This is a genomic window from Shouchella xiaoxiensis, from assembly GCF_016907895.1.
GTDB lineage: Bacteria > Bacillota > Bacilli > Bacillales > Bacillaceae_D > Shouchella > Shouchella xiaoxiensis.
The window spans coordinates 1-23,887 of the sequence record NZ_JAFBCV010000013.1; the positions used below are offsets into that span (position 1 = coordinate 1).

The 23,887-nt window shown below is 38.9% G+C and carries 26 protein-coding genes and 2 tRNA genes; 7 read left to right on the plus strand and 21 right to left on the minus strand.

All coding sequences use genetic code 11. The annotated features are described in order from the left end of the window. Nucleotides 1–348: 348 nt before the first annotated feature. Nucleotides 349–1,446, plus strand: a complete 1,098-nt coding sequence (gene ytvI / locus JOC54_RS17190) for a sporulation integral membrane protein YtvI (protein ID WP_204467806.1) — start codon at nucleotides 349–351, stop codon at nucleotides 1,444–1,446. 333 nt (nucleotides 1,447–1,779) lie between these two features. Continuing rightward, complete coding sequence (locus JOC54_RS17195; RefSeq protein ID WP_204467807.1) at nucleotides 1,780–2,097, plus strand: hypothetical protein; 318 nt, start codon at nucleotides 1,780–1,782, stop codon at nucleotides 2,095–2,097. 53 nt (nucleotides 2,098–2,150) lie between these two features. Here the strand turns inward: JOC54_RS17195 and JOC54_RS17200 are convergent, their stop codons facing one another. Further along, nucleotides 2,151–2,798 (minus strand): SDR family oxidoreductase, encoded by a 648-nt coding sequence (locus JOC54_RS17200; RefSeq protein ID WP_204467808.1) that lies wholly within the window; start codon nucleotides 2,796–2,798, stop codon nucleotides 2,151–2,153. Nucleotides 2,799–2,941: 143 nt separating this feature from the next. On the opposite strand from JOC54_RS17200, the gene JOC54_RS17205 reads away from it, so the two are divergent. Beyond that, nucleotides 2,942–3,967: an NADH:flavin oxidoreductase/NADH oxidase gene (locus JOC54_RS17205; RefSeq protein ID WP_204467809.1), complete on the plus strand. Its 1,026-nt coding sequence runs from the start codon at nucleotides 2,942–2,944 to the stop codon at nucleotides 3,965–3,967. Between the two features lie 106 nt (nucleotides 3,968–4,073). Here JOC54_RS17205 and JOC54_RS17210 read toward each other — a convergent pair. Continuing rightward, nucleotides 4,074–4,146, minus strand: a tRNA-Val gene (locus tag JOC54_RS17210). Between the two features lie 155 nt (nucleotides 4,147–4,301). Here JOC54_RS17210 and JOC54_RS17215 point away from each other — a divergent pair. After that, complete coding sequence (locus JOC54_RS17215) at nucleotides 4,302–4,841, plus strand: GNAT family N-acetyltransferase (protein WP_035421121.1); 540 nt, start codon at nucleotides 4,302–4,304, stop codon at nucleotides 4,839–4,841. A 32-nt stretch (nucleotides 4,842–4,873) separates the two neighbouring features. On the opposite strand, the gene copZ is transcribed toward JOC54_RS17215, so the two are convergent. The 3 genes from copZ to JOC54_RS17230 form a co-directional block, all read right to left on the minus strand. Continuing rightward, nucleotides 4,874–5,083 carry a copper chaperone CopZ gene (copZ, locus tag JOC54_RS17220; protein WP_035421122.1) on the minus strand — a complete coding sequence of 70 codons (210 nt, stop codon included), beginning with the start codon at nucleotides 5,081–5,083 and terminating at the stop codon, nucleotides 4,874–4,876. Nucleotides 5,084–5,167: 84 nt separating this feature from the next. Continuing rightward, on the minus strand, nucleotides 5,168–5,473 hold the full coding sequence (locus JOC54_RS17225) for a metal-sensing transcriptional repressor (protein ID WP_437183570.1): 306 nt from the start codon (nucleotides 5,471–5,473) through the stop codon (nucleotides 5,168–5,170). 61 nt (nucleotides 5,474–5,534) lie between these two features. Beyond that, entirely contained in the window at nucleotides 5,535–5,729 is a 195-nt protein-coding gene (locus JOC54_RS17230; protein ID WP_035421123.1) for a hypothetical protein, read from the minus strand. Between the two features lie 159 nt (nucleotides 5,730–5,888). Between JOC54_RS17230 and JOC54_RS17235 the strand changes: the two genes are divergently transcribed. Next, the gene (locus tag JOC54_RS17235; RefSeq protein WP_035440567.1) at nucleotides 5,889–6,668 is read left to right on the plus strand and encodes a Cof-type HAD-IIB family hydrolase; all 780 of its coding nucleotides are present in this window, start codon (nucleotides 5,889–5,891) and stop codon (nucleotides 6,666–6,668) included. 197 nt (nucleotides 6,669–6,865) lie between these two features. Next, on the plus strand, nucleotides 6,866–7,354 hold the full coding sequence (locus JOC54_RS17240) for a hypothetical protein (protein WP_204467810.1): 489 nt from the start codon (nucleotides 6,866–6,868) through the stop codon (nucleotides 7,352–7,354). Between the two features lie 81 nt (nucleotides 7,355–7,435). On the opposite strand, the gene JOC54_RS17245 is transcribed toward JOC54_RS17240, so the two are convergent. The 9 genes from JOC54_RS17245 to JOC54_RS17285 form a co-directional block, all read right to left on the minus strand. Then, nucleotides 7,436–7,508, minus strand: a tRNA-Arg gene (locus JOC54_RS17245). Between the two features lie 64 nt (nucleotides 7,509–7,572). Further along, nucleotides 7,573–7,938 (minus strand): hypothetical protein, encoded by a 366-nt coding sequence (locus JOC54_RS17250; protein WP_204467811.1) that lies wholly within the window; start codon nucleotides 7,936–7,938, stop codon nucleotides 7,573–7,575. Nucleotides 7,939–8,106: 168 nt separating this feature from the next. Next, nucleotides 8,107–8,535: a BrxA/BrxB family bacilliredoxin gene (locus tag JOC54_RS17255; protein ID WP_035422436.1), complete on the minus strand. Its 429-nt coding sequence runs from the start codon at nucleotides 8,533–8,535 to the stop codon at nucleotides 8,107–8,109. 118 nt (nucleotides 8,536–8,653) lie between these two features. Further along, on the minus strand, nucleotides 8,654–9,949 hold the full coding sequence (locus JOC54_RS17260; protein ID WP_204467813.1) for a dihydrolipoamide acetyltransferase family protein: 1,296 nt from the start codon (nucleotides 9,947–9,949) through the stop codon (nucleotides 8,654–8,656). Nucleotides 9,950–9,963: 14 nt separating this feature from the next. Next, entirely contained in the window at nucleotides 9,964–10,947 is a 984-nt protein-coding gene (locus tag JOC54_RS17265) for an alpha-ketoacid dehydrogenase subunit beta (protein WP_204467816.1), read from the minus strand. Then, on the minus strand, nucleotides 10,948–11,949 hold the full coding sequence (locus JOC54_RS17270; protein WP_204467818.1) for a thiamine pyrophosphate-dependent dehydrogenase E1 component subunit alpha: 1,002 nt from the start codon (nucleotides 11,947–11,949) through the stop codon (nucleotides 10,948–10,950). 12 nt (nucleotides 11,950–11,961) lie between these two features. Continuing rightward, on the minus strand, nucleotides 11,962–13,383 hold the full coding sequence (gene lpdA / locus JOC54_RS17275) for a dihydrolipoyl dehydrogenase (RefSeq protein ID WP_204467820.1): 1,422 nt from the start codon (nucleotides 13,381–13,383) through the stop codon (nucleotides 11,962–11,964). Between the two features lie 20 nt (nucleotides 13,384–13,403). Continuing rightward, the gene (locus JOC54_RS17280) at nucleotides 13,404–14,501 is read right to left on the minus strand and encodes a Glu/Leu/Phe/Val family dehydrogenase (protein WP_204467823.1); all 1,098 of its coding nucleotides are present in this window, start codon (nucleotides 14,499–14,501) and stop codon (nucleotides 13,404–13,406) included. A 156-nt stretch (nucleotides 14,502–14,657) separates the two neighbouring features. Next, a complete protein-coding gene (locus JOC54_RS17285) occupies nucleotides 14,658–16,628 on the minus strand; it encodes a sigma-54 interaction domain-containing protein (RefSeq protein WP_239586805.1) in 1,971 nt (656 codons plus the stop codon). Nucleotides 16,629–16,785: 157 nt separating this feature from the next. Between JOC54_RS17285 and JOC54_RS17290 the strand changes: the two genes are divergently transcribed. After that, nucleotides 16,786–17,028 carry a DUF2627 domain-containing protein gene (locus JOC54_RS17290; RefSeq protein ID WP_204467826.1) on the plus strand — a complete coding sequence of 81 codons (243 nt, stop codon included), beginning with the start codon at nucleotides 16,786–16,788 and terminating at the stop codon, nucleotides 17,026–17,028. Between the two features lie 32 nt (nucleotides 17,029–17,060). Here the strand turns inward: JOC54_RS17290 and JOC54_RS17295 are convergent, their stop codons facing one another. The 7 genes from JOC54_RS17295 to JOC54_RS17325 form a co-directional block, all read right to left on the minus strand. Continuing rightward, nucleotides 17,061–17,822 carry a hypothetical protein gene (locus JOC54_RS17295; RefSeq protein ID WP_204467828.1) on the minus strand — a complete coding sequence of 254 codons (762 nt, stop codon included), beginning with the start codon at nucleotides 17,820–17,822 and terminating at the stop codon, nucleotides 17,061–17,063. Beyond that, nucleotides 17,810–18,238, minus strand: a complete 429-nt coding sequence (locus JOC54_RS17300; RefSeq protein WP_204467831.1) for a hypothetical protein — start codon at nucleotides 18,236–18,238, stop codon at nucleotides 17,810–17,812. Before JOC54_RS17300 ends, JOC54_RS17295 begins: the two co-directional genes overlap by 13 nt. 103 nt (nucleotides 18,239–18,341) lie before the next feature. After that, nucleotides 18,342–19,130, minus strand: a complete 789-nt coding sequence (gene spo0A, locus JOC54_RS17305; RefSeq protein WP_035420145.1) for a sporulation transcription factor Spo0A — start codon at nucleotides 19,128–19,130, stop codon at nucleotides 18,342–18,344. Between the two features lie 251 nt (nucleotides 19,131–19,381). Further along, nucleotides 19,382–20,671 carry a SpoIVB peptidase gene (gene spoIVB, locus JOC54_RS17310; RefSeq protein WP_035420143.1) on the minus strand — a complete coding sequence of 430 codons (1,290 nt, stop codon included), beginning with the start codon at nucleotides 20,669–20,671 and terminating at the stop codon, nucleotides 19,382–19,384. Between the two features lie 120 nt (nucleotides 20,672–20,791). Beyond that, the gene (gene recN / locus JOC54_RS17315; protein WP_204467833.1) at nucleotides 20,792–22,477 is read right to left on the minus strand and encodes a DNA repair protein RecN; all 1,686 of its coding nucleotides are present in this window, start codon (nucleotides 22,475–22,477) and stop codon (nucleotides 20,792–20,794) included. Nucleotides 22,478–22,493: 16 nt separating this feature from the next. After that, nucleotides 22,494–22,943, minus strand: a complete 450-nt coding sequence (gene ahrC / locus JOC54_RS17320) for a transcriptional regulator AhrC/ArgR (RefSeq protein ID WP_035440578.1) — start codon at nucleotides 22,941–22,943, stop codon at nucleotides 22,494–22,496. A 128-nt stretch (nucleotides 22,944–23,071) separates the two neighbouring features. Continuing rightward, complete coding sequence (locus tag JOC54_RS17325) at nucleotides 23,072–23,884, minus strand: TlyA family RNA methyltransferase (protein WP_204467836.1); 813 nt, start codon at nucleotides 23,882–23,884, stop codon at nucleotides 23,072–23,074. Nucleotides 23,885–23,887 lie beyond the last annotated feature (3 nt).

Genomic DNA, 23,887 nt, shown 5'->3' on the forward strand with positions numbered 1-23,887 from the left:
GAACAGAAAAAAGATGACCCCTGTTCAATACAGTGATCATCTTTTAGCTGTAGCTTAGACTTTTTTAAAATGTCCTTTACAAAGGGTACACTTTATCGCGCATGACTCTCCTTCTTTTTTTATACTTTGTAAACGCACTCTTCTCTATTTGAAGCTTTTGACTAGAAATCTTTAAAAATATTACCTACTTTTTAGGTGTTTTCGTTTTGAGAATCAACAGATTAAGCTATAATGAGAGTATGATCCAAACACAAGACCCATGTGAGTAAATAGATAGCCCCCTCGCTAAAAGTAAGGTGCCAATTAATCACGTAATGTATTGTGTAAGAAGGAGGTTGTCTTTAACTCATGTTTAACCGTTCACTCGTAAAAAAAATACTGATCTTGCTAGTTGCAATTGCTGCAGCGCTATTTGTGTATTTTAATTTATCAGCATTTATGCCTGTGCTTCTCGCCTTATTAACAGCAATGATTTTTGAACCCTTTGTTAAGTTTACAAAAAGAAAAACGAATAGCACACGCCGCTTATGGCCAGTAACGATTGTATTTCTTTCCTTTCTTATTATCTCTAGTGTTTTACTATACATATCCGTTCGCTATCTAGTTGAATCCATTTACGGTTGGACCCTTCAAGTACCCCAATACGCTCTTGAAATTCAACAGTTCTTAGACAACTTAATCCAAAATGCTCAAAACACATTGGATACCATTCCACAAGGTGCAGGGGTTATTGCTGAACTAGAACGACTATCTGCCACAATGGTTGATGCAGCACTTACGTTTACTGCTGCCGTCATTACCACTATTGGTTCATGGTTACAGTCAATACCCAACATGCTTTTTGTCTTACTTATTTATATCATTACGCTTTTTCTCTTCAGCCTCGACCTGCCGAGATTGTTAAACAATACCTTTAACCTATTTAAAGATGAAACATCGGAGAAACTGCGCTTTGTTTTTAAACGAATGGGAAAGGTTTTCTTAGGCTATTGGAAAGCACAATTTATTCTAAGCATTGGGGTTTTTGTCGTTTGTTACATTAGTCTTTTATTTATTGCACCTGGACCTGCATTAATCATGTCAATCCTCATTTGGGTTGTCGATATCATTCCTCTATATGTTGGACCAGCCTTAATATTAGTTCCTTGGGGACTGTTTGTTATCATTCTAGGAAATACAGCTACGGGGATTCAATTAATGGTTCTTGCACTTGTTTTATTGATTATACGTCGCATCATTGAACCAAAAGTTCTTGGCGATTCAATTGGACTAAACGCATTGCCTACCGTTTTATCTATGTACTTCGGTTTTGTTTTCTTTGGTGTAATGGGTTTAATTCTTGGACCATTCGTATACATTGCGATTCGCTCAGCAAAAGAAGCAGGGCTCTTTCAATTAACTGCTGAAAAATCCCCACTTACCAGTCAACCTGGTAAACCGAAGTAAGTTCAAGTAAAACAGCCTGTCGTTCTACAGGCTGTTTATTGTTGGGAAATAATTTTCTCTACAAACAAGATTTACAGTCAAATCATCGCAAATTACATAAAAACCTATCATCTATACCCCCTTAATTACAAAATAATGACATGTTTCGTTCGACAAACATTGGGAAATTTCAAATATATCACTCTTTTAATTATAGTTTATGTATAATTACACTAATTCAGATAAAAGGAGTGATTAGAAGCAATCTTAACAATTTTGTTTAAGAATTCGTCTAGTTTAGTACTCAAAATGAACCGTTTTAAAGAAAACTAAAAAACCCTATTGGAGGAATTTATGATTAAAAAATCTCTTTTCCTATTACTGTCTGTTCTAATGTTATCACTAACAATCGCTCCAAATTCATCTTTAGCAACTAGTTTACCTCATCCCAATGAAATGACTAAACAAGACGTAGAAATTCAAAACACGATGCGAATAACTCATAGTTATGTTGGTCCTTCAGGTAACATACCAAGTACGTATCGTTATAACCGTAACGGCTGGGTAGGGACTCTTAATTACACACATTTTACTTATACAAGTAATACTTATCAATGGAGATATCATTTTAGTGGCACAGTCACTTGTGTCAATGCACCTTGTCCAATGTAACATAATTATAAAGAAACTCCGGTACTGTTCAACCGGAGTTTCTTTACTGCTCACTATCTTATTGAATTTACCGCTTCCAGAACACTGCTTTCTCCACTTATCAAATCAAACGACTTGCCAATTGTTTTCTCATTCTCAAGAGAAGCAAGAATAACATTGGCTACATCTTCTCTTGGGATATCGCCTCGCTCCAATTCTTCGGCAATCTTTACTTTCCCTGAGCCTTCATCGTTCGTTAGACCACCCGGTCGAATTATTGTATAATCTAGCCCACTTGCTTTCAGCCATTCATCAGCGTAGTATTTAGCTGCGCTATAATAGGGTGCTTTAGGCATCCAATTCTCACGTTTATGAACGCCGATTGCGCTAACAATAATAAAGCGATCAACATTTGCTCGTTTAGCCGCTTCCATTGCTTTAATTGCCCCGTCCAAATCAATCATAACGGTTTTATCGGCGCCAGTATGTCCACCTGAACCAGCTGTAAAAACGATGGCATCCGACCCTTTTACAACCGTTGTTAAATCGTCTATGGAACCTTCTAAATCGCCCAGGACACCTTCAATCCCTAAATCATCTAAGTACTCCTTCTGTTCCTGTTTCCGAACCATTGCCCGCACATGATGTGACGTATGCTGTTCTAACTTTTGCACAAGATGTTTTCCGATTTGTCCATTTGCTCCGATTACAAGTACATTCATTTTCCATTACCCTCTTTCCATTTCGTTATCTACTCTCTTTATTACCCAAGTAAACTGATCTAAAAACACATAATGCAAATCACTTGAATGATAATGACTTTTAGTATTAACTTAGGTCATCTCGATTTATCAGGAGGAACAGTATGGCAAATTTAATGGAACCGATACAATTAAACCAGCTCCGGTTAAAAAACCGAGTTGTTATGTCTCCAATGTGTCAATATTCTGCTGCAGGAAAAGACGGAATTGTTACAGATTGGCATCTTCATCATTACACAAGCCGAGCAATTGGTGGTGTAGGACTTATATTAATGGAGATGACTAATGTTGATCCAGATGGCCGAATCAGTGATTTTTGTTTAGGATTGTGGTCTGATGAACAGCGTGATGCGTTAATACCAATTGTTGAACAAGCACATCAGCACGGCGCAAAGATAGGCATACAAATTGCTCATGCTGGACGTAAAGCTGAAGATGCAGCAAATCCAGTTTCCAGTTCTGCAGTCGCATTTAGCTCTGCTTATAAAGAACCAAAAGAACTATCTGAAACTGAAATTACTACTTTAGTTGATCAATATAAACAAGCAGCTAAACGGGCAGTGGAAGCTGGCTTTGACACAATAGAACTTCATGGAGCGCATGGTTACCTTATTCATCAGTTCTTATCTCCCTTTTCAAATAAACGAACCGACCGGTATGGTGAAGATCGCACGTTGTTCGCTAAAGAAATTATTCATGCTGTAAAAACCGTAATACCTAAAGAAATGCCGTTAATTATGAGAATTTCAGCGACTGAATATGTAGAAGAGGGCTATACCGTTGAAGAAGCGATTGCATTTTCACGAGAATTGGTACAGGCAGGCGTCGATGTGCTTGACGTAAGCTCTGGCGGAGAGGGCAAGCCAGATCCTGGTAGATTTCCTGGAACCTTTGGAGGTTACCAAGTCCCCCTAGCCCGTAAGTTAAAAGAGGCGCTAAACATCCCCGTTATCGCTGTCGGAATGTTAGATAACCCTGTACTAGCCAATAGCGTTTTGCAGAATGGCGATGCAGACCTAATTGCTATTGGTCGTGGACTATTATCAAATCCATATTGGACGTTATCCGCTGCCGAAACACTTAAGCTTGAAAAAGATGTACCAAAACAATATCAACAAGCCCAGTTCTAACAATACATGGCACGATCAAACAGAAGAACAGCAAGCCATCATTAGACGGCTTGCTGTTTTTTTATTCATAAATAAAAAACCCTTCTATATGAAAGGTTTCAAGTGATGACCCGTACTGGGTTCGAACCAGTGACCTCCACCCTGTCAAGGTGGCGCTCTCCCAGCTGAGCTAACGGATCTCTTTATTAACAGAAGGTATGTAGGTATCTCGACATCTATTAATATAACGAAATGAAGAATTAAAGTCAACTGTTAAATTTCTTGACGAATTTTGTGCAAAAGCGATTTATTCATGCTAAAATACAACTACTATACTGAGAGATGGTGAACGCTGTTGGACAGTGAAAGTTTTACTACTTCTAGATTAATTCTTCGAGAACTTTTAGTTGATGATGCAGAAGCTTTATTTCCCATTTGGTCAGATATTCGCGTTACAAGGTATATGAAAATGAACACTCTAACAAGTTTACAGGAAACCAAAGATCGTATTTACTTTTTACATAATGAAATTAAAAAACAAGCCGCAACGCGGTTTGTCATCCTTTTAAAAGAGACAAATCAAATTATTGGTACATGCGGTTTTGAGAAGTTTTACCCAGAACATCAAAGTGCTAAGATTAGCTATGAGTTAGGAAAATCTTATTGGGGAAAAGGGTTTGCATCTGAAGCTTTACGAACGATTATATCTGATGGCTTTCAAAATAAAAACCTCCACCGTGTAGAAGCTCGTATTGAGCCAGAAAATGATCGTTCCATCCACGCCTTACATAAATTAGGATTTATGCAAGAAGGAAGACTACGGGATGTAGTTCGTAAGGGAGATCGATTTGTTGATCAACTTATATTTTCCATACTGCGGGAAGAGATGGACTAAAAAAAGCAACGGAGCTCGCCCCGTTGCTTTAGTTAATCCTTTGCGTCATAACCTTGGTCTTCGATTTCTTCTTTTATTTCATTAATAGTAATTAGTTCTTGATTATAAGACACGTCAACTTCGCTTTTTTCTAATGAAACCGATACCTGATCAACACCTGAAAGATTTGTAAGAGCCTTTTCAATTGATGCTACGCAATGACCACATGACATACCTGTTACTGCAATAGTTGCTTGTTCCACATCATACACTCCCTCTTAGTCTGTTTCGATCATTTTACCACACATACCCCACAATGGTATATAAAAGGGTAAGCAAGTGACTCTTTATTTCGAAAATCGACTAATCACATCCATTAGTTCAGCAATGGCCTCATCACCATTTCCATTTTTCATGGCGTCTGCTACACAATGTTTTGAATGATCTTCAAGCATTGTCATGCTTACTTTCTTTAACGCTACTTGAATGGCAGATAACTGGATCAAGACATCTACACAATAACGATCTTCTTCAATCATCTTCTGTATTCCCCGAACTTGTCCTTCAATTCGCTTTAAACGATTTTGCAACTGTGTTTTTTCCGGTAGATGCCTATGCGTCACGCGGTCATGCTCTATTTCTTTATTTGTCACCAATTTCACCCCGTGCTTTTTTTTCTAGTATACACGGACAGAGAACTGTTGTAAAAATAGATTAATCCGTTCCACCATCAATTTCTTTTGTTTCCATTCTCTTAACGTTGTTTAAATTAATGAGGATCCCTTGAATGTTCACCCAGCCGGTATCTTGCTTGATCCACTCATTCACTTCTGTATTGGGGTTATGATCAAACGTCCATTCTTCTGTTGTTCCATCACTATAATTAATAATTAGGTTATAAGCAGACATCCCAATCTCTCCTTTTTTAACTTGTTAATATTACGATACCCAATTTGCTGGATTTGAATCACATCAGACATTTGACAGTTACATAAAAGATACGTTAAAGTTTGATTGATTCTAGTAGGTTTTAAACAACAATAGAAAAAATGAATTGGGAGTGGAACAATGGAGAAAGCAATGATCTTTTTTGATATTGATGGAACATTATTAGATGAACAAAAACAACTTCCTCAATCAACGAAGGACGCGATCTTTCAATTACAAAAACAAGGTCACGAAGTTGCAATCGCTACTGGGCGTGCGCCTTATTTTTTTAAAGAGTTAAGAGAAGAGCTGCAAATTGACTCGTATATTTGCTTTAATGGACAATTTGTCGTTTATAAAGGAGAAGTCATTTATAAACACACATTAAATGCTACTAGCTTTACTCAGCTTGAACGTTTTGCTTCGTCATTAGAACATCCACTTGTCTTTATGTCTGCTGAAGCTTTTACTACAAACCACTCTGAGCACCCTGATGTTATTGAAAGTATTGGCTCACTAAAAATTGATCTACCAGACTACAACCCAAATTATCATGAGCAAACTAATCTGCATCAAGCCCTTTTATTCTGTAAAGAGGGTGAACTTGAACAGTACCAAAACCGATTCCAAGATTTCCGATTTGTTCGTTGGCACCCATATTCGGTTGATGTTTTACCTAAAGATGGATCTAAAGCAATGGGCATTTCAAAGTTTATTGCTCACGCAGGCATCGATCTGAAGAATGTATACGCTTTTGGTGATCAACTGAATGACTTAGAAATGCTTTCCTATGTTGAACACGGCGTTGCGATGGGAAATGCTCCTATTGCTGTTCAGAACCAAGCCCGTTATATTACGAAGCACGTGAATGAAGACGGCATTAAGCATGGTTTAGCTCTTGTTGGTCTTCTAAATAATTAAACGAAAGCACACTTGCTTCTTGGTGAGTGTGCTTCCGTTTAATTATTTAAGTAATTCTGACAAACAGGTTTACCTACAACTCATCCTAGGGTAATGATTAAATAGTCACGATTTTAAAATAGCACTTTATTTATAAGAATTGTATGACAAATTACCTCCATTTGTCGTGATTAACCTTACACTTAGGAGGGGATGAAATGATAAAGTCGTTTTTTATGATTAGCGCTATAAGTACTTCTATTCTTTTTTTAGCAGCATGCACAAGTGAAGTTCAAGATGATCTTTTAAATTATTTAAACGGGGATGAAATGGAAGAATTAGCTCAAATGGAGCGTGAGATTATTGATGATTATGATACAATAGCAACTTCTACAATGGAGGATTCCCAGGCAGCTAGCTTCTTAGACGAAAACGTTATTGCCCCTTATGAAGAGTTTTATTCTGCCTTAGAGGAGTTTGACATTAGCACGACAGATGTTCAAGAAGTTCATGATATTTACATCGAAGCAGCGGGCTATCAATTAGAAGGTTTTTTTGTACTTAAAGACGGTCTTGAAGCAAGTGATTTTGCTATTATTGAGGAAGGGAATGAACTACTAGCAGAGGGAAGAGCTCTTATTGATCGTTATGCTAGCGAAATAGAGACTCTTGCTGATGAAAACAACATTGAGTTAGAGGAAGAATAAACAAATAAAAACCGGACTATTACTAAAAAACCCGCCTTCTTTTATAAAAGAAGGCGGGTTTTATTATGTATGATATACTGACGCGCCTAGCAGGATTTGAACCCACAACGCGAGAATCGGAATCTCGTGTGATATCCCCTTTCACCATAGGCGCATAACGACACATCTAAATATACTTGATTAAGAGGGAGTTGTCAATGAATAACTCCCTCCAATCATTATGAAGATTTATACTCTTTTTCACCTTCAACGAACATTTCTTGAAAGCGCTGGTTAATATCTTCTTCTGTGTAACCCGCTTCGCCTAAGCGTACACCAAAGTTTTTTGCATATAATTTAAGACGTTGCGACATTTTACTATATTTTTTTGACTCACTGCCTTTTGTTTCTTCAGCTCGTCCATCTGCATTTGAAATTACATTTTCAACTACAAACAATGCTTTCCAGAGCGTTTCTTCATCCATTCCTTGATGAATTGAGCTTAGCTCCGCGACTACTTCTTTGTAAAAGGTTTGAAATTCATTAAATGTAATATCTTCTTCCATATTTAAATAAGTCTGGATTTTCTCGTATTGAGCTTGCATCATATGTCCCCCTTTTTTCCTTGTTATTATAGCATAAGCCTCTTTGCCATGCTATTGTCTACGTATGATTCCTCTCGATTTAATATTTAACCTCATCATCTATCAATCAGACAATTCACCAAAACAAAAACGCCAAATAACTGTCATTTGACGTTTTTACCGATCTAGTTATTTACAATACGTATCAAATGCTTGCTCGAGCTTTTGCACGACTTGGATTGGTTCATGCCCTTCAATTTCATGACGTTCCACCATCATTTGAATTTCGCCATCTTTTAACAACGCAAAGGAAGGGGAAGAAGGACCATAGCCTGAAAATTGTTCTCTCGCTCGAGCAGTCGCTTCTTTGTCTTGTCCAGCGAAGACCGTTACAAACTGATCGGGTGTATGTTCGTAATTTGTCATGTATGCAGCTGCCGGTCTAGCAATACCTCCCGCACACCCACAAACAGAGTTAATCATGACAAGTGTTGTTCCTTTTTGACTAAATGCACTCTCAACTTCCTCAACCGATTGTAGCTGCTTATAGCCTGCTTGAATCATATCATTACGAGCGTCTTGAACGACGTCATTCATAAAAAAGTTAAATTGTTGCATTCCTCGTCACACTCCTTTTCATTCATGTCCCTATTGTAAAACGATTCACTTGATTCCACAAGTATTCTACATATGCTTATAATTCAACCAAGGAAAAAAGAGGCTTATGCAGCCTCTTTTAATAGATTGTTGTATTCTCTTCGTTCATTGTTTCTAGACGCTTTTTCATTGCGCTTAAGAAGCGACCACATACTAACCCGTCTAATACGCGATGATCGAGCGATAAACACAAGTTAACCATATGACGAACAGCAATTACATCGCCTTGTTCTGTTTCAAGTACAACCGGTCGTTTTACAATCGATTCAATTGATAAAATCGCCGCTTGAGGTGCATTAATAATTGGTTGAGACATAATTGAGCCAAATGAACCCGTGTTGTTTATTGTAAAGGTCCCTCCAGCCATATCGGCACCACTTAACTTTCCTGTGCGCACTTTGCTAGCAAGTTCATTTGTTTGTCTCGCTAAACCTTTTATTGTTAATTCATCGGCATGCTTAATTACAGGAACAAACAACGCTTCGTCCGTTGCTGCAGCCATTGATAAATGAATGTCTTTTTTCTGGATAATCTTATCTCCAGCCCATTGTGAGTTTATTTGCGGAAATTCTTTTAATGCTTCTACACAGGCTTTCATAAAGAAAGGCAAGTATGTTAAATTATAGCCCTCTTGCTCTTTGAAACCTTTTTTCTTACTTTCTCTAAGCTTCACTAAGTTCGTTACATCCACTTCAATCATCGTCCAGGCATGCGGCGCCTCGGTCTTGCTTTTTACCATATTCGAAGCAATTGCTTTTCGTACACCAGATACAGGAATTTCCTTATCCCCTTGAGCTGACGATGGCATAGCTACATTCTTCGCCTCTGATACAGGAGTGATGGAAGACGGGGCTTCTTGTTTATTCTGCACCTGCTCAGGTGGTTTATCAGAATTTTGTTGAGCCTTTATTGCCGCCCCAGACGTTAGATAAGCCTCCACATCTTTACGGGTAATTCGTCCACCTTTACCGCTACCTGTTAAAGACTGTAAATCAATATTATTTTCCTGCGCCATTCGCATAACAGCTGGAGAATAACGTGTTTTTTGAGACTGATCAGGTTCTTCAACTTGCGCTTGATTTGCAGTAGTAACCTCGGTAGACTTTGCTGGTTGCTCTTCCGGAGCTGGAGATACACCCTCTTCATCAATTGAACAAATTTCAGTTCCTACTGATACCGTGTCGTCCTCACCAACTAGTAGTTCTTTTATTGTTCCCGTATAAGAAGAAGGAATTTCCGCACTCACTTTATCCGTCAGTACTTCAGCAATCGGTTCATATTTTGTTACTTTATCTCCCGGAGCAACTAGCCACTTGCTAATCGTTCCTTCAGTTACACTTTCGCCCAATTGCGGCATCGTCATTTTTGTTGCCATTGTTTCTCCTCCTTTTAAAACTCAGCTAGATCACGAATGGCTCGTTCTACTTTATCTGGATTAATCATAAATTCTTTCTCTAACGTCGGAGCATAAGCCATTGCTGGAATATCCGGTCCAGCCAAACGTTGAATCGGTGCGTCAAGATCAAACATACAGTTTTCTGCAACAATAGCTGCTACTTCACTAATAATACTTCCCTCTTTATTATCTTCCGTTATAAGTAACACTTTGCCGGTTTTCTTAGCTGCCTCAATGATCGCTTCTTGGTCAAGTGGATAGACCGTTCGTAAATCTAAGATATGGGTGTTTATTCCCTCTTTTTCTAAGCGCTCAGCTGCTTGTAAAGCAAAATGAACAGCTAAACCGTATGTAATAACAGTCACGTCATTCCCTTCACGTTTTACATCAGCTTTACCAATCGGCAGCGTGTACTCTTCTTCAGGAACATCACCTTTAATTAAGCGATACGCACGTTTATGTTCAAAAAAGAGAATTGGGTCTTCAGAACGGATTGAAGCTTTCAACAATCCTTTTACATCATAAGGTGTTGATGGCATAACAATTTTTAGCCCAGGTGTATTAGCAAACATCGCTTCCACGCTTTGCGAGTGGTAAAGCGCACCATGAATTCCACCACCGTATGGCGCTCGAATCGTAATTGGACAAGTCCAGTCATTATTAGAGCGATAACGAATCTTTGCCGCTTCCGACACAATCTGGTTAACAGCAGGCATAATAAAATCAGCAAATTGCATTTCCGCAACAGGTCTCATACCATACATCGCAGCTCCAATTCCGACTCCAGCAATGGCTGACTCTGCTAACGGTGTATCAATAACGCGCGCTTCCCCAAACGTATCATACAACCCCGCAGTTGCTCGGAATACCCCGCCGCGTTTTCCAACATCTTCACCAAGAACAAACACACGTTCATCCCGATGCATTTCCTCAGTTAGTGCTTGCGTCACGGCTTCAATATAAGAGATGATCGCCATTTAATTCCCCTCCTCACTATAAACATGCGAATAGACAGTGCTCGCATCAGCATAAGCTGCTTGTTCAGCGTACTCGGTCGCCTCATTTACGATGGTCATCGTTTCCTCATTGATTTGTTCGAGGTCTTCCTCACTAATCGCTTTATTCTCAAGCAAGTAGTTTGCGAAGGTATGGATCGGGTCTTTTGCCTTTGCCTCTGCAACTTCTTCACGTGAACGATATGCACGATCGTCATCATCACTTGAATGTGGCGTTAATCGATAAGAGATCGTTTCAATCAAAGAAGGACCTTCTCCATTACGCCCTCTTTCTGCTGCCTCTTTGACAGCTTCATAAACAGCAAGAGGATCGTTTCCATCCACGGTCACTCCCGGCATTCCATACCCAACAGCGCGATCAGCAACGCTCTCGCATGCGAGCTGTTTCTCTATCGGAACACTTATTGCGTATTTGTTATTTTCACACATAAAAATGACAGGTAGCTTATGCACTCCGGCAAAATTCGCTCCTTCATGAAAATCACCTTGGTTTGATGACCCCTCTCCAAATGTCGTGAAGGTCACAAACTCTTTTTTTTCAAGACGACCTGCTAGCGCAATCCCCACAGCATGAGGCACTTGCGTCGTAACAGGCGAAGAACCTGTAACAATTCGATTTTTCTTTTGTCCGAAGTGGCCTGGCATTTGACGACCACCAGAATTTGGGTCTTCTTGTTTCGCAAAGCCCGATAGCATTAATTCTTTTGCCGTCATTCCAAATGCGAGAACTACACCCATATCACGATAATAAGGTAATACATAATCATTTGACCGATCTAAAGCAAAAGCTGCTCCAACTTGGGAAGCCTCTTGCCCTTGGCATGAAATAACAAACGGAATTTTGCCAGCTCGGTTTAAAAGCCACATCCGTTCATCAATACGTCTCGCGAGCAACATCGTTTTATAAATGTCAATCGCATCTTCATTTGTTAAGCCTAACTGTTCGTGTCTTGACTTTGTCATTTCTTCTCCCCCTTACATATGTATTGCACGTTTATTGATTGCTAATGCAGCTTCACCAATTGCCTCAGACATCGTTGGATGTGGATGGATCGTTTCACCAATCTCAAAATGTGCTGCATCTAACGTTTTTGCCAAAGCCGCTTCAGAAATTAGATCTGTGGCATGGGAACCAATAATATGAATTCCTACCACATCATCATTCGTTTCATTCACAATCATTTTTACAAACCCTGCTTCCTCTCCTTGAACAAGCGCTTTTCCTACTGCTGCAAATGGAAATTTACTCGTTTTCACTTTAATACCGGCATCTTTCGCCTGTTTTTCAGTCATACCTACTTGAGCAGACTCTGGAAAGCTGTATATACATGAAGCGACACTGAACGGGTCAATGGGTTCAGGCTTTTCGTTGTTCATATGCGCCACAGCTATCAAGCCCTCATGTGTAGCTACATGCGCTAACTGTAAGCCGCCAATACAGTCCCCAATTGCGTAAATATGCGATTCCTTTGTTTGACCATACTCGTTAACTGAAATGTAACCGTTTTCTAAAATAATGTCTGTATTTTCTATTCCGATATTAGCAGCATTTGCCACCCTACCTATGGAAACAAGCATCTTATCCGCTTCTAGTGATTGAACTTGATCTTGTTGCTTAACATTGACTTTAAGCCGATCTTCTGTTGTTTCAATTGATTCCTCATCTAGTTCAGCATTCGTAAGAAAAACAACGCCACGTTTTTTTAACTGCGTCATCATTTCCTTGGAAATATCTTCGTCTGCAGTTGGCAAAATGCGCTCTCCGTACTCAACTACTGTGACGTTTACACCAAAATCAGTTAGCATAGATGCCCATTCAATGCCAATTACGCCCCCACCTACAATAAGCATGGATTCCGGAAGTTCTTCTAACGTTAAGGCGTGGTCTGAGCTTAAAATCGTTTTTTCATTAAATGGCGTATGAGGTAATGGACGCGGTGATGACCCTGTAGCCAACATCACGTTTGAACCTATGAGCATAACATTTTCACCATCCGCTAAATCAACTGAAATCGTCCCAGGCGCAGGTGAAAAAATTGACGGTCCTAGCATTCTTCCCGTCCCATGATACACATCAATTTTTCCTTTTTTCATTAAGGCACGTACACCATTCGCTAGTCGATCGACTACTTCTTGCTTTCGTTCTTGCACGATTGAAAAATCAAGCTCAACATCACCTGTTTTCACACCAAACATCGTTGCCTCTTTTGCGGTTCTAAAGACCTCTGCACTTCTAAGTAACGCCTTGCTTGGTATACACCCTCTATGAAGACAGGTTCCACCTAGAAGATCACGCTCAACAAGCGCTGTTTTTTTGCCCATCTGCGAGGCGCGGATGGCGGCTGCGTAGCCGCCTGTTCCTCCACCAACGATGACAAGGTCGTAATTCTCAGCCATTTAAAGTCACCTCGTTCTATTTATTTCTTACGGGACAGAATATGATGTTCATTCTGTAAGAAAGTGCCTCTTGCATAACGCATTCTTTCAATTCGCTCCTCGGCCATCTTATCAGCCGCTAAAAAGGTAGGTATGTTTTGCGCTTTAGCAATTTCAAATACACGGGAAACATTTTCATAAATGCCTTCCACTTTTTTAAATGCACGGTCCCGATTGTAGCCATTTAATTCGTCAGCAACGTTAATGACTCCACCAGCGTTAATGACATAGTCTGGGGCATAGGCAATACCCATTTCTTGTAATCTCTCACCATGCTTTTCTTCTTTTAATTGATTATTTGCAGCCCCAGCAATGACTTTCGCTTTTATCTGCGTAAGCGTCTCATCATTTATTACTCCACCTAAAGCGCACGGTGCAAAAATATCACAGTCCACTTGGTAAATCTCATCAGGTGCAACAGCTTTTGCCCCAAACTCCGTTACCGCACGATCAACAGAAGGTTTATAAATGTCCGTAACAATTAAACTTGCTCCTTCTTTATGTAGGTATTTGCATAAATGGTATGCGACATTACCTACACCTTGTACGGCAATCGTCTTGCCTGCTAAATCTTCTGACCCAAGACCTGCTTTTGCTGCAGCTTTCATGCCAACGTAGACCCCATAAGCAGTAACTGGAGATGGATTACCTGAAGCTCCAAATGCAGGGGAAATTCCTGTAACATAATCCGTTTCATCATGAATAATGTCCATGTCTTCAACCGTTGTTCCTACATCTTCAGCAGTAATATAACGGCCGTTTAACCCTTGGATATACCGACCAAATGCACGGAACATCTCTTGATTTTTATCTTTTCTCGCATCACCAATAATAACAGCTTTTCCTCCACCAAGATTTAACCCGGCAGCAGCGTTCTTGTAAGTCATTCCTCTTGATAACCGAAGCACGTCTTCAAACGCTTCTTCTTCTGTCTCGTAATTCCACATTCTTGTTCCACCTAAGGCTGGCCCAAGCGTTGTGTCATGTATCGCTATTATTGCTTTTAAACCCGATGTCTTATCCTGACAAACAACAAGTTGTTCATAGTCTCGCTCTACCATCTTTGTAAATAAATTCATTAATCTTCCCCCTTAACGATAATCAACAATCTTATCATAAAGCTCCATTTCATTAGATGCAAAAACGATGCCAACTTAGAAAACTGAACGGATAACGGTCTAACTTCTTCACACCTGCAAATAATTGCACACGCGCGCAATTATTTGCAGGCAATATTATTCAATAAGGTGTTTATCAAGTTTGTAATAAAGCGATCGAATGGATATTCCAAGTCGCTTAGCAGCGTCTGTTTTAACTCCATTCACTTGGGCTAGCGTCTTAAGAATATGTTCTTTTTCTTTCGATGCCAAGTAATGATCTAATGTAAGTTGTTCATTTTCTACAAGTTCAATTTTTTTAACGGTATTTTTTTGTTTTTCGGCAGGTAGATCAATTCCCTGAATCTCCGTATCCCCTAAAGTCATGTAAATCATTGCTCTTGCTAAAACATTTTCGAGTTCTCTAACATTACCTGGCCAATCGTACTCTTGGAATTGAGCAAGAACAAGACTTGAAATCGTTTGAATGTTTCTACCGTAGTCTTGATTGATTTTTTCGACTAAGTTTAAAGCTAGTTTTGGTAAATCGTCGAGTCGTTCCCTTAAGGGTGGAATACGGATCGGAAGTTTATTTAATCGATAATATAAATCTTCTCGAAACGTTTTGTTCGTAATGGATTGATGCAAATCTGCATTTGTGGCAGCGATCACCCGTACTTGAATTCGTATTGGCTTTGTCCCACCAACTCGAACAATTTCTTGTTCTTGTAAAACGCGCAGCAATTTAGCTTGCGTACTTAATGACATCTCGCCAACTTCATCGAGGAAAATACTCCCTTTCCCCGCTTCTTCAAAAAGACCCTTCTTACCGGTTCTTAACGCACCAGAGAACGCCCCTTGCTCATAGCCAAATAGTTCGCTCTCAAGTAACGTTTCTGTCAGGGCCGCACAGTTTACACGTACAAATGGTTCTTTACGACGCGTGCTTTCATTATGTATTGCGTGTGCAAACAATTCCTTACCAGTACCAGTTTCTCCAAGTAATAAAATTGGAAGAGATGTGTTCGCCCCAAGCTTTGCTTGTTCAATCGCAAGCTTGATACCATCAGACGCTCCAATGATGTCTTTAAAGGAATAGCTTGCTTCCAGACTAGCCAACTTCTTTTTTGCTTTTCTTAATTGGCTTAAAAGGTCATTTAATTCTGAGACGTCGTGAATAACACCTACGCTTCCTTTTAATGCGTGATCAACAATAATTGGCGCTACATTTACGATTACATCACGCTTCTTAGGTCCAAGCTTTAATCGCGCTCCTCGAACAGGTCTTTTTGTTTGCAACACTTGCATATGAATACTTTCCCCTTCAGATATATCCGTCGTTGCCGGTTTTCCAACAATCTCTTCAGGGAGTAATCCAGTCATTTTTGTGTAAGCAGGATTAATTAACAAACCCGTTCCTAATTCGTCAACGACCGAAATCGCATCATTAGATGAATGAATGATCGCTTCCAACATTTTTTGAATGCTTCTAAGGTCGGTGATTTGTTCAGCCATCTGCGTTGCTTCTGTTACGTCTTTAAAAATAGCAACTGCCCCTGTGCACGTTCCATTATGCGTCAATGGTATTCTCGTTGTCACAATGGTCGTACCATTGGCAAACGTTTGTAATTGGTTGTATTCCGCTTGTTCCGTTTTAATGACACGAGGCAATCCGCTAGAAGGCAGCAGTTGCTGAATTGGCTCGCCAAAGCTTGTTCGACTATCAACATCCGCCATTTGCGCTGCCGCACCATTCATATACTGAACTTTTGAATCAGCTTGAACAATAATTAGCCCGTCATCAAGTGCTGCTACAGCCTTTTGCATAAGGAATTGTTTATCAATTGTGGCAATCACAAGAGCCCAAGCTTCTGGCAATGTCATTCGTTCCATAGCTAGCCGATCGACAACATTATTGCTTATAATTAAATCAATATGTTTCTCATCATAATGAAATTGATTAACTGGAAATTGATAGGACTCAGCTAGTTCTTTCAATTTTAGATTATTCGTTTGTACACCGATTATGGTAAACACCTTCATGTGATTTAAACATGTTAAGAGCGGAATACCATCTTCTTGCTCACAAATAAACAGCGCTCTTTTCAAAACATCACCTCTAAAATGATTTAGTACTTGGTCCTACATGTTACTAACATTTCTTTTAGTATCATACAATTAGTTCTATCATGCAACAACAACTTGTCTCAAACCAAGAATCTAGTCTACAATAGAAGCAGAACCATTAAGAAATGAGTGATTTTTCATGGGCAGATTGATTGCACTTTGCATTCTACTTATCCCCATCATTGGAGCTGGATATGGAATTAAATTGATGAGAGATTCCTTTTTCTTTATTGAATTATCTCCTTACCCTACTTTATGGATTCAATTTAGTGCAGGTCTCATCTTCTTTTTACTTGGATTGTTTTTCATGGCGGGCTTTATTTTTCACCGCGATAAAAAAAGAGGGAAAGTCACTTCTACTTTTTTTAACAAAAAAACATAGACCGGAGGACCTGACCTTCTGGCTATGTTTTTTTATTCTCTTAAGCCAATCCGTTCAATCCATCGCAAAAATGTTAGTTGTTCAAAAAAAGTTGGTTGAAGAGAGAAAATCAATGCAAGCAAAGGAATGACCAAAATAAAAATTTGATAGGGCTGTTCTACAACCGTTAAAATCCAAAAAGCTAATAAACCACCTAATACAAATGATCCGCTAACACCGAATGTTGCTTGCCTCTCACCTTCAAGGACGTATGCAATATAAAGTGCTGTCACAGCATAGAGAACATCTGTAAAGTCCGGTATTTCAATAAAAAAGCAAACCAGTACAATTGTCAAAACAGAGAACTTCCAAAGCCTTAAAGGTTTTTGATTTGTAACGGTACATGCAAGCGGAAATAAGCTGAGCATTAATAAAGCCGTAATAAAATGAAAGTGATAAAAACTCGTTTCCGCTAAAGAAAACCATACAAATACTGCATTAATTAGTAGCAATATGAGTAAAACAGGGTGCCTCACTAAGTTTTTATCCAAATAGATGGATCGTTTTTTTAGATCATAATAAAATCCAATTCCCCACACTAAAGTAATATAAGTCAAGGAAACATAAGAAAAAAATAAATGTTCATTGTAAAAATGAGAACAAAGGACAGCATAACTATACAGAATAAAAGCACCAAGGCTAACTGGGAGCTGTCGCACGTTCATATGACTCGTCCATCCAGCGTCCACAAATCCATACGTTAGAGCAATGGCCATGACTGGCAGCGTTAAGAACAGAGCAATTAAGACAAACATGGCGCTACCCTAATCTGTCTATATCGAAGCTTGCCTAATGGTAGAGGTGTACCGTGACTATACACAGTTAAAAAAAAGCGTAAATGACTACGATGAAAAGCATACGGATTTACTTTTTCATATGAGATGTGATGCTCACACAAATCAACTTCTTTGTTTATTAAAGGGAATAACAGCCTTCCACAATCATATTGGGAAACGTTCGTATCCTGTGAAAGAGATATAATATAAGACCCTGTTGATGCCCTCCAGCACTCCTTCACTTTTTCGGTTAACGTCGTAGCTCCTCTCTTGCTTTCAGAGTTGTTAACCATAAAAATTTCCAATTCAAATGGTAATCGTTTTATTTGTTTACGTACATTTCGAATGATTTTCTTATTTCGATAATCAATCAATACAACTGAAATCTTTTTCACAGTTCATTCCTCCGCTTGTTTTTGTTAGTATGTGGAGAAATTGAATTAATACAACAAAAAAAGTGCGCGCAATGACAGCGCACACTTTTCAGATAGACTTCTTTTAGCTTACCTTATGCTCGATTCTTAATTTGTCCGCGACCATTGCAATAAATTCAGAGTTGGTCGGCTTTGCTTTAGAATGACTAACTGTGTAGCCAAATAAGGTTGAAATAGAGTCAATGTTCCCTCTGCTCCAAGCAACTTCAATCGCATGTCGAATTGCTCTCTCCACTCGACTAGCGGTCGTATTAAACTTCTTCGCAATATCTGGATAAAGAACCTTTGTAATCGATCCAAGTAATTCAATGTCTTTATAGACCATTGTTATGGCTTCACGTAAGTACATGTATCCTTTTATGTGAGCAGGGACACCAATTTCATGAATGATACTTGTAATACTTGCATCAAGATTTATTTTCCGTCCTTCTTGCCTTGGCGGACTTGAAAAAGTCATAGATGTAGATTTCGGTCTTGCCTGAGCTTTTCCACCAATTTCTCTAATCTTATCCATTAAAGCATCCATATCAAATGGTTTTAACACATAATAAGCAGCACCAAAATCAACCGCTCTTTTCGTCACATCTTCTTGTCCAAAAGCCGTCAACATGATAATTTGTGGTTTTTTGGAATGTTGACTTAACCGTTCTAAAACAGCTAAACCATCTAAATGCGGCATAATGATATCCAGCAATAACACATCAGGCATCTTTTCCTCAACAACCGTTAAACACTCTTGACCATTATAAGCAATGCCGACCACTTCCATATCTTGTTGCGCACCTACATATTCACTTAATAAGTTTACTAATTCTCTGTTATCATCTGCAATACAGACTGTTACGTTACCCATTATTTGTTCCCCCAGTTCCTTTTGATGTATGTAACCGATTCGACAAAGATGCAGACAATCCTTTAAATAATTTTGATTCTCTTGTTATTTTAAAGAAAAAGAGCATTTTCTCGTATATACTCTTTTTTTCGACATAAATCACTATTTCTCATTAGCCATTAATAGTTGAATCTGTAAACGTTTTTTCATTTTCTTTAATATATCATACTCGATTAACTTGCGTTGGAAAAACCAAAAAAAAGCTAAAACGATTAGCTCGCTTTAGCTTTTTTATGAATTAATCCGGTGTGTATTCCTGCTTCTTCTAACATCCAACCAATATGACATCCATAGCCAGAAGTTGGATCATTTACGAAGACATGGGTAACTGCACCAATGATTTTTCCATCTTGAATAATTGGACTGCCGCTCATTCCTTGAACAATGCCACCTGTTTCTTTTAATAGAACTGGGTCCGTTACTTTAATCACTAAACCCTTTGTTCCAGGTTCCTCTTGAACAATATTTGAAACAATTTCTACATCAAACTCTTCCACTTCTTCACCATTTATAACGGTTAAGATCGTTGCTGGACCTTCTTTAACTTCTGAAGCAGTTGTAATGGGTAAAGCTTTGTCATATAGCTGATTTTCCATCTTACTTCCTTCAAGTAACTCTCCATAAATTCCTAAAGAACTATTTTTATGAATGGAACCAAGCACATCTTTATCTTTTGAAATACTTGCGAGCTTTTCTCCCGGCTCACCATGTATCCCTCTAGATATTGATGTAACTGATGACCGTAATAATTGCCCATTATGAACTGAAATCGGTTTTCTTGTATCAACGTCTGAGATAACATGACCTAACGCCCCATATCTCTTACTGATAGGCTCATAAAAGGTCATCGTGCCGACCCCAGCGGCAGAGTCTCGAATGTATAAACCTAAACGATACAAGTGATCCCCTTTTGCTTTTTCTGGCTTTAAAACGGTCTTTATTGCTTTTTCGCCACGAATGACTTCAATGTTTAACTCTTTGTCACCTTCACCAGCATCTTGAACTAGTTTTGATACTTCATTCATTGAATGCATTTTTATTCCATTAATTTTTGTGATCATGTCACCAACTTCTATTCCAGCAAATTCACCAGGAGATTTTTGCCCTTTTGTCGTATCAATTAAGTGGTGCCCAACAACAAGAACGCCTTCAGTCGTTAATTTCACACCTATTGATTGACCACCTGGAACAACTTTTATTTCTGGTAAGACCGCTACATCAATTGCTTTAATTGGCCAGTTCCCCATCTTGACAACGGCTTCTGTTTCCCCTATTTCTGTAGCGTGAAGCTGTGAATGGTTACCGCTATTCTGAATGAATGCTGTGTCATGATTATTTTTTATTTCAACACTACTCGTTTCAATAACTGCTTGGTTTCCTTCAAATAAAACGATCGATGTGGGAATATTTAAAAACTGCTTTGCTTGTTGCGTAAACCCTAAACCTAATACACATAAAAAAAGCAATACCCCAATTACATATCGTGCACCCTCTTTTTTCAACCCTTTCACTCCTCACTCCCAACCCACACCTCCATGCTGGCTGTACTATTAATGTTGCCTTTGAAGTAAGGATTTATAACTGATTAAATAAGAAAAAGCCACCCAAATTGGGTAGCATTTCTAATGAACGTGCTTCTTCTTTTTTGCCATATTGAGTAATTCTTTCGCATTTTCAAGCGTTATTTCAGTAACCTCAACGCCTGATAGCATACGTGCTACTTCCTCTACTTTTTGGTCATCAGACAATGGCATTACTTTCGTTTTTACTCGTTCTTTATTTTCTTCTTTCAAAATAAATAAATGATTGTCAGCCATTGCCGCAACCTGTGGCAAATGCGTGATACAAAGAACTTGCGAACCTTTAGCTATTCCTTGAATTTTTTCAGCAATCGCTTGGGCAACCCGACCGCTTACTCCAGTGTCGACTTCATCAAATATAACGGATGTAATTCCTTGCTTTGTCGAAAAAATCGATTTTAGAGCTAGCATAATTCTAGAGATTTCGCCACCAGAAGCTACTTTGGCAAGTGGTTTTAGTGGTTCTCCTGGATTTGTAGATAACAGAAATTCAATTTGATCTTGACCATTCTTATGAAGCTCACTTAGTTGACTTATTTGCACTTGAAACGAAGTTTTTTCCATATATAGACTTTGAAGCTGCTTCTTAATTGCTTTTTCAAGCTGAGAAGCCACGCTTCTTCTCATGTTGGAAATTGCATTTGCTTCAATGTCTAAGTCTTCCAGCAAAGCACGTTGCTCTACCTTTAGCTCATTGACACGCTCATCTATATTTTCCATCACTTCAAGTTCATCTTCCAATTTCTGCGCATAGTCAACGATCTCTTCAACGGTTTGTCCGTATTTACGCTTCAATTTATCAATTTCTGACAAGCGCAACTCTATTTGCTCTAAGGCAGTTGGGTTGAATTCAACTTGATCTAATGCTTCTCGTATTGAATAAGATGCTTCTTCAAATAAATAGTAACTAGAGGAGACTTGCTCATACAATGGTTTTAAGTCCTCATCTAGTGACGTTGCCGCTTCTAAATGAGATAACATACCATTTAAGTAATCAAGTCCTTTATTTTCTCCATACAAGTGTTCATAGCTTCTCGTTAAGGATTCAGCTAATTTTTCTCCATTCGCCAATTTCTTTCGATCAGCAAGGAGCTGAACATCTTCGTTTGGAATTAAATTTGCTTGTGTAATTTCACCAAGTTGATACGTATATAAATCTGTTTTTTGAGCAATATCTTGAGCGTTTCGGTCAAGCTCTGCAATTCGCCTGTTAATGATCGTTAATTGCTTAAACAGTTTGCCATACTCGCTTAACGCTTTTTTTAGACTAGCATCTCCAAAGCTGTCCAGTAATTCAAGATGTTCCTCCGTTCGCATTAAAGACTGGTGTTCATGTTGGCCATGAACATCGATAAGCGTTTGACCAACTTCCCGTAGCGAACCGATTGTCATTAGTTTCCCGTTCATTCGGCAAATGCTTTTACCTGTGTCCGTCATATCACGCCTTAGAACAAGCATGCCCTCTTCAACATCAATTCCTAGCGATTCGAGTTTAGCCAGAACAGGATGATTGTCTTCAAGTGAAAATAACCCTTCAATTTCAGCTCTTTTTTCTCCATAGCGCACAAATTCAGTAGAACCTCTGCCGCCTAATAACAACCCGATCGCGTCTATGATGATTGATTTTCCAGCACCTGTCTCTCCTGTTAAAACGGTTAGACCTTTTTCAAATGGTATGGTCAACGAAGAGATAATTGCAAAATTTTTAATGGAGAGTTCCATCAACATGAAGCACTCACCGCCTTTAAAGCATATTCAAAAATCGTTCTGAAACAGTTTGTCCATCATTCTCGGTCCGACAGATAATTAATATTGTATCATCACCACAAATTGTTCCCATTAATTCAGTCCAATCTAAATTATCAATTAAGACTGCAATCGCATTGGCGTTCCCAGGCATTGCTTTCATCACGACCAAATTACCAGCTTGATCAATACTAATAAAACTATCTGTTAGCATCCGCTTTAATTTTTGCTGGGGATTAAATTTTTGATCGGCTGGCAAGCTGTACTTATAACGACCGTCTTGAAGAGGGACTTTTACCAAATGAAGCTCTTTAATATCTCTTGAAACAGTAGCTTGCGTCACATTGTATCCATCATTTTTGAGGGTATCAACTAAATCATCCTGTGTTTCGATTTCATTATTTGTAATAATTTCTCTTATTTTGATATGGCGCTGCCCTTTATTCATGCCATCACCTTACCTTATCTATTTTGTTTATCAGTACGTGCGCTCTAGCCTTATTATCTACTGTTTACCCTTATTCGGCAAGATTGATTCAACTTAATTGACACAAAAAAAGAAGGCAAGAGCCTTCTCTACTTGTTTTTTAAACGCTGGGAATCTTGCACGACCGTATCAATATTCTCTTCAGTAATAAGTGAATTTCCGGCCCCTTTTCTTAAATGAAGCAAAAATTCAACATTACCTTCTCCCCCCGTTATGGGAGAATAATCAATTTGCAATGGGGTAAAACCGATCGAACCAGCAAACTGAACGATGTCTGTTATAACTTGTTTATGAATGTTCGGCTCACGTACAATCCCTTTTTTACCAACTTGGTCTTTACCAGCCTCAAACTGTGGTTTAATCAATGCCATTACATCACCTGAGTCGGCTAAAATGTTAGAGAGCGCCGGCAAAATTAGTCTTAGTGAGATAAACGAAACATCAATGGAGGCAAATTCCGGTTCTGCCTCTTTGAAATCATCTTTCGTTGCATGACGAAAGTTCATTCGTTCCATTACGACGACTCGTTCATCTTGTCTTATTTTCCAAGCTAATTGATTGTATCCCACATCAACGGCGTACATTTTTTTGGCACCGTTCTGTAAAGCACAGTCCGTAAAACCGCCAGTCGAGGCACCAATGTCAAGCCCCACTTTATGGTCTACACGAAAAGCAAACACATCAAGCGCTTTTTCAAGCTTAAGGCCACCTCGACTTACGTATTTCAACGTATCTCCTTTAATACGAAGGGAGATATCAACTTCTACTTTCATCCCTGGTTTATCTAAACGTTCATTTTCACTATAAATGACTCCAGCCATAATGCTTCTTTTTGCTTTTTCTCTTGTTTCGGCCAGTCCTCTTTCTACAAGCAGAACATCTAGGCGTTCTTTTTTCGCCATTCA

Coding starts and splice junctions, on each gene's coding strand:
- ytvI (WP_204467806.1), top strand. CDS start 349: ATGTTTAACCGTTCACTCGTAAAAAAAATACTGATCTTGCTAGTTGCA.
- JOC54_RS17195 (WP_204467807.1), top strand. CDS start 1,780: ATGATTAAAAAATCTCTTTTCCTATTACTGTCTGTTCTAATGTTATCA.
- JOC54_RS17200 (WP_204467808.1), bottom strand. CDS start 2,798: ATGAATGTACTTGTAATCGGAGCAAATGGACAAATCGGAAAACATCTT.
- JOC54_RS17205 (WP_204467809.1), top strand. CDS start 2,942: ATGGCAAATTTAATGGAACCGATACAATTAAACCAGCTCCGGTTAAAA.
- JOC54_RS17230 (WP_035421123.1), bottom strand. CDS start 5,729: ATGTCTGCTTATAACCTAATTATTAATTATAGTGATGGAACAACAGAA.
- JOC54_RS17235 (WP_035440567.1), top strand. CDS start 5,889: ATGGAGAAAGCAATGATCTTTTTTGATATTGATGGAACATTATTAGAT.
- JOC54_RS17240 (WP_204467810.1), top strand. CDS start 6,866: ATGATAAAGTCGTTTTTTATGATTAGCGCTATAAGTACTTCTATTCTT.
- JOC54_RS17250 (WP_204467811.1), bottom strand. CDS start 7,938: ATGCAAGCTCAATACGAGAAAATCCAGACTTATTTAAATATGGAAGAA.
- JOC54_RS17255 (WP_035422436.1), bottom strand. CDS start 8,535: ATGCAACAATTTAACTTTTTTATGAATGACGTCGTTCAAGACGCTCGT.
- JOC54_RS17260 (WP_204467813.1), bottom strand. CDS start 9,949: ATGGCAACAAAAATGACGATGCCGCAATTGGGCGAAAGTGTAACTGAA.
- JOC54_RS17265 (WP_204467816.1), bottom strand. CDS start 10,947: ATGGCGATCATCTCTTATATTGAAGCCGTGACGCAAGCACTAACTGAG.
- JOC54_RS17270 (WP_204467818.1), bottom strand. CDS start 11,949: ATGACAAAGTCAAGACACGAACAGTTAGGCTTAACAAATGAAGATGCG.
- lpdA (WP_204467820.1), bottom strand. CDS start 13,383: ATGGCTGAGAATTACGACCTTGTCATCGTTGGTGGAGGAACAGGCGGC.
- JOC54_RS17280 (WP_204467823.1), bottom strand. CDS start 14,501: ATGAATTTATTTACAAAGATGGTAGAGCGAGACTATGAACAACTTGTT.
- JOC54_RS17290 (WP_204467826.1), top strand. CDS start 16,786: ATGGGCAGATTGATTGCACTTTGCATTCTACTTATCCCCATCATTGGA.
- JOC54_RS17295 (WP_204467828.1), bottom strand. CDS start 17,822: ATGTTTGTCTTAATTGCTCTGTTCTTAACGCTGCCAGTCATGGCCATT.
- spo0A (WP_035420145.1), bottom strand. CDS start 19,130: ATGGGTAACGTAACAGTCTGTATTGCAGATGATAACAGAGAATTAGTA.
- recN (WP_204467833.1), bottom strand. CDS start 22,477: ATGTTGATGGAACTCTCCATTAAAAATTTTGCAATTATCTCTTCGTTG.
- ahrC (WP_035440578.1), bottom strand. CDS start 22,943: ATGAATAAAGGGCAGCGCCATATCAAAATAAGAGAAATTATTACAAAT.
- JOC54_RS17325 (WP_204467836.1), bottom strand. CDS start 23,884: ATGGCGAAAAAAGAACGCCTAGATGTTCTGCTTGTAGAAAGAGGACTG.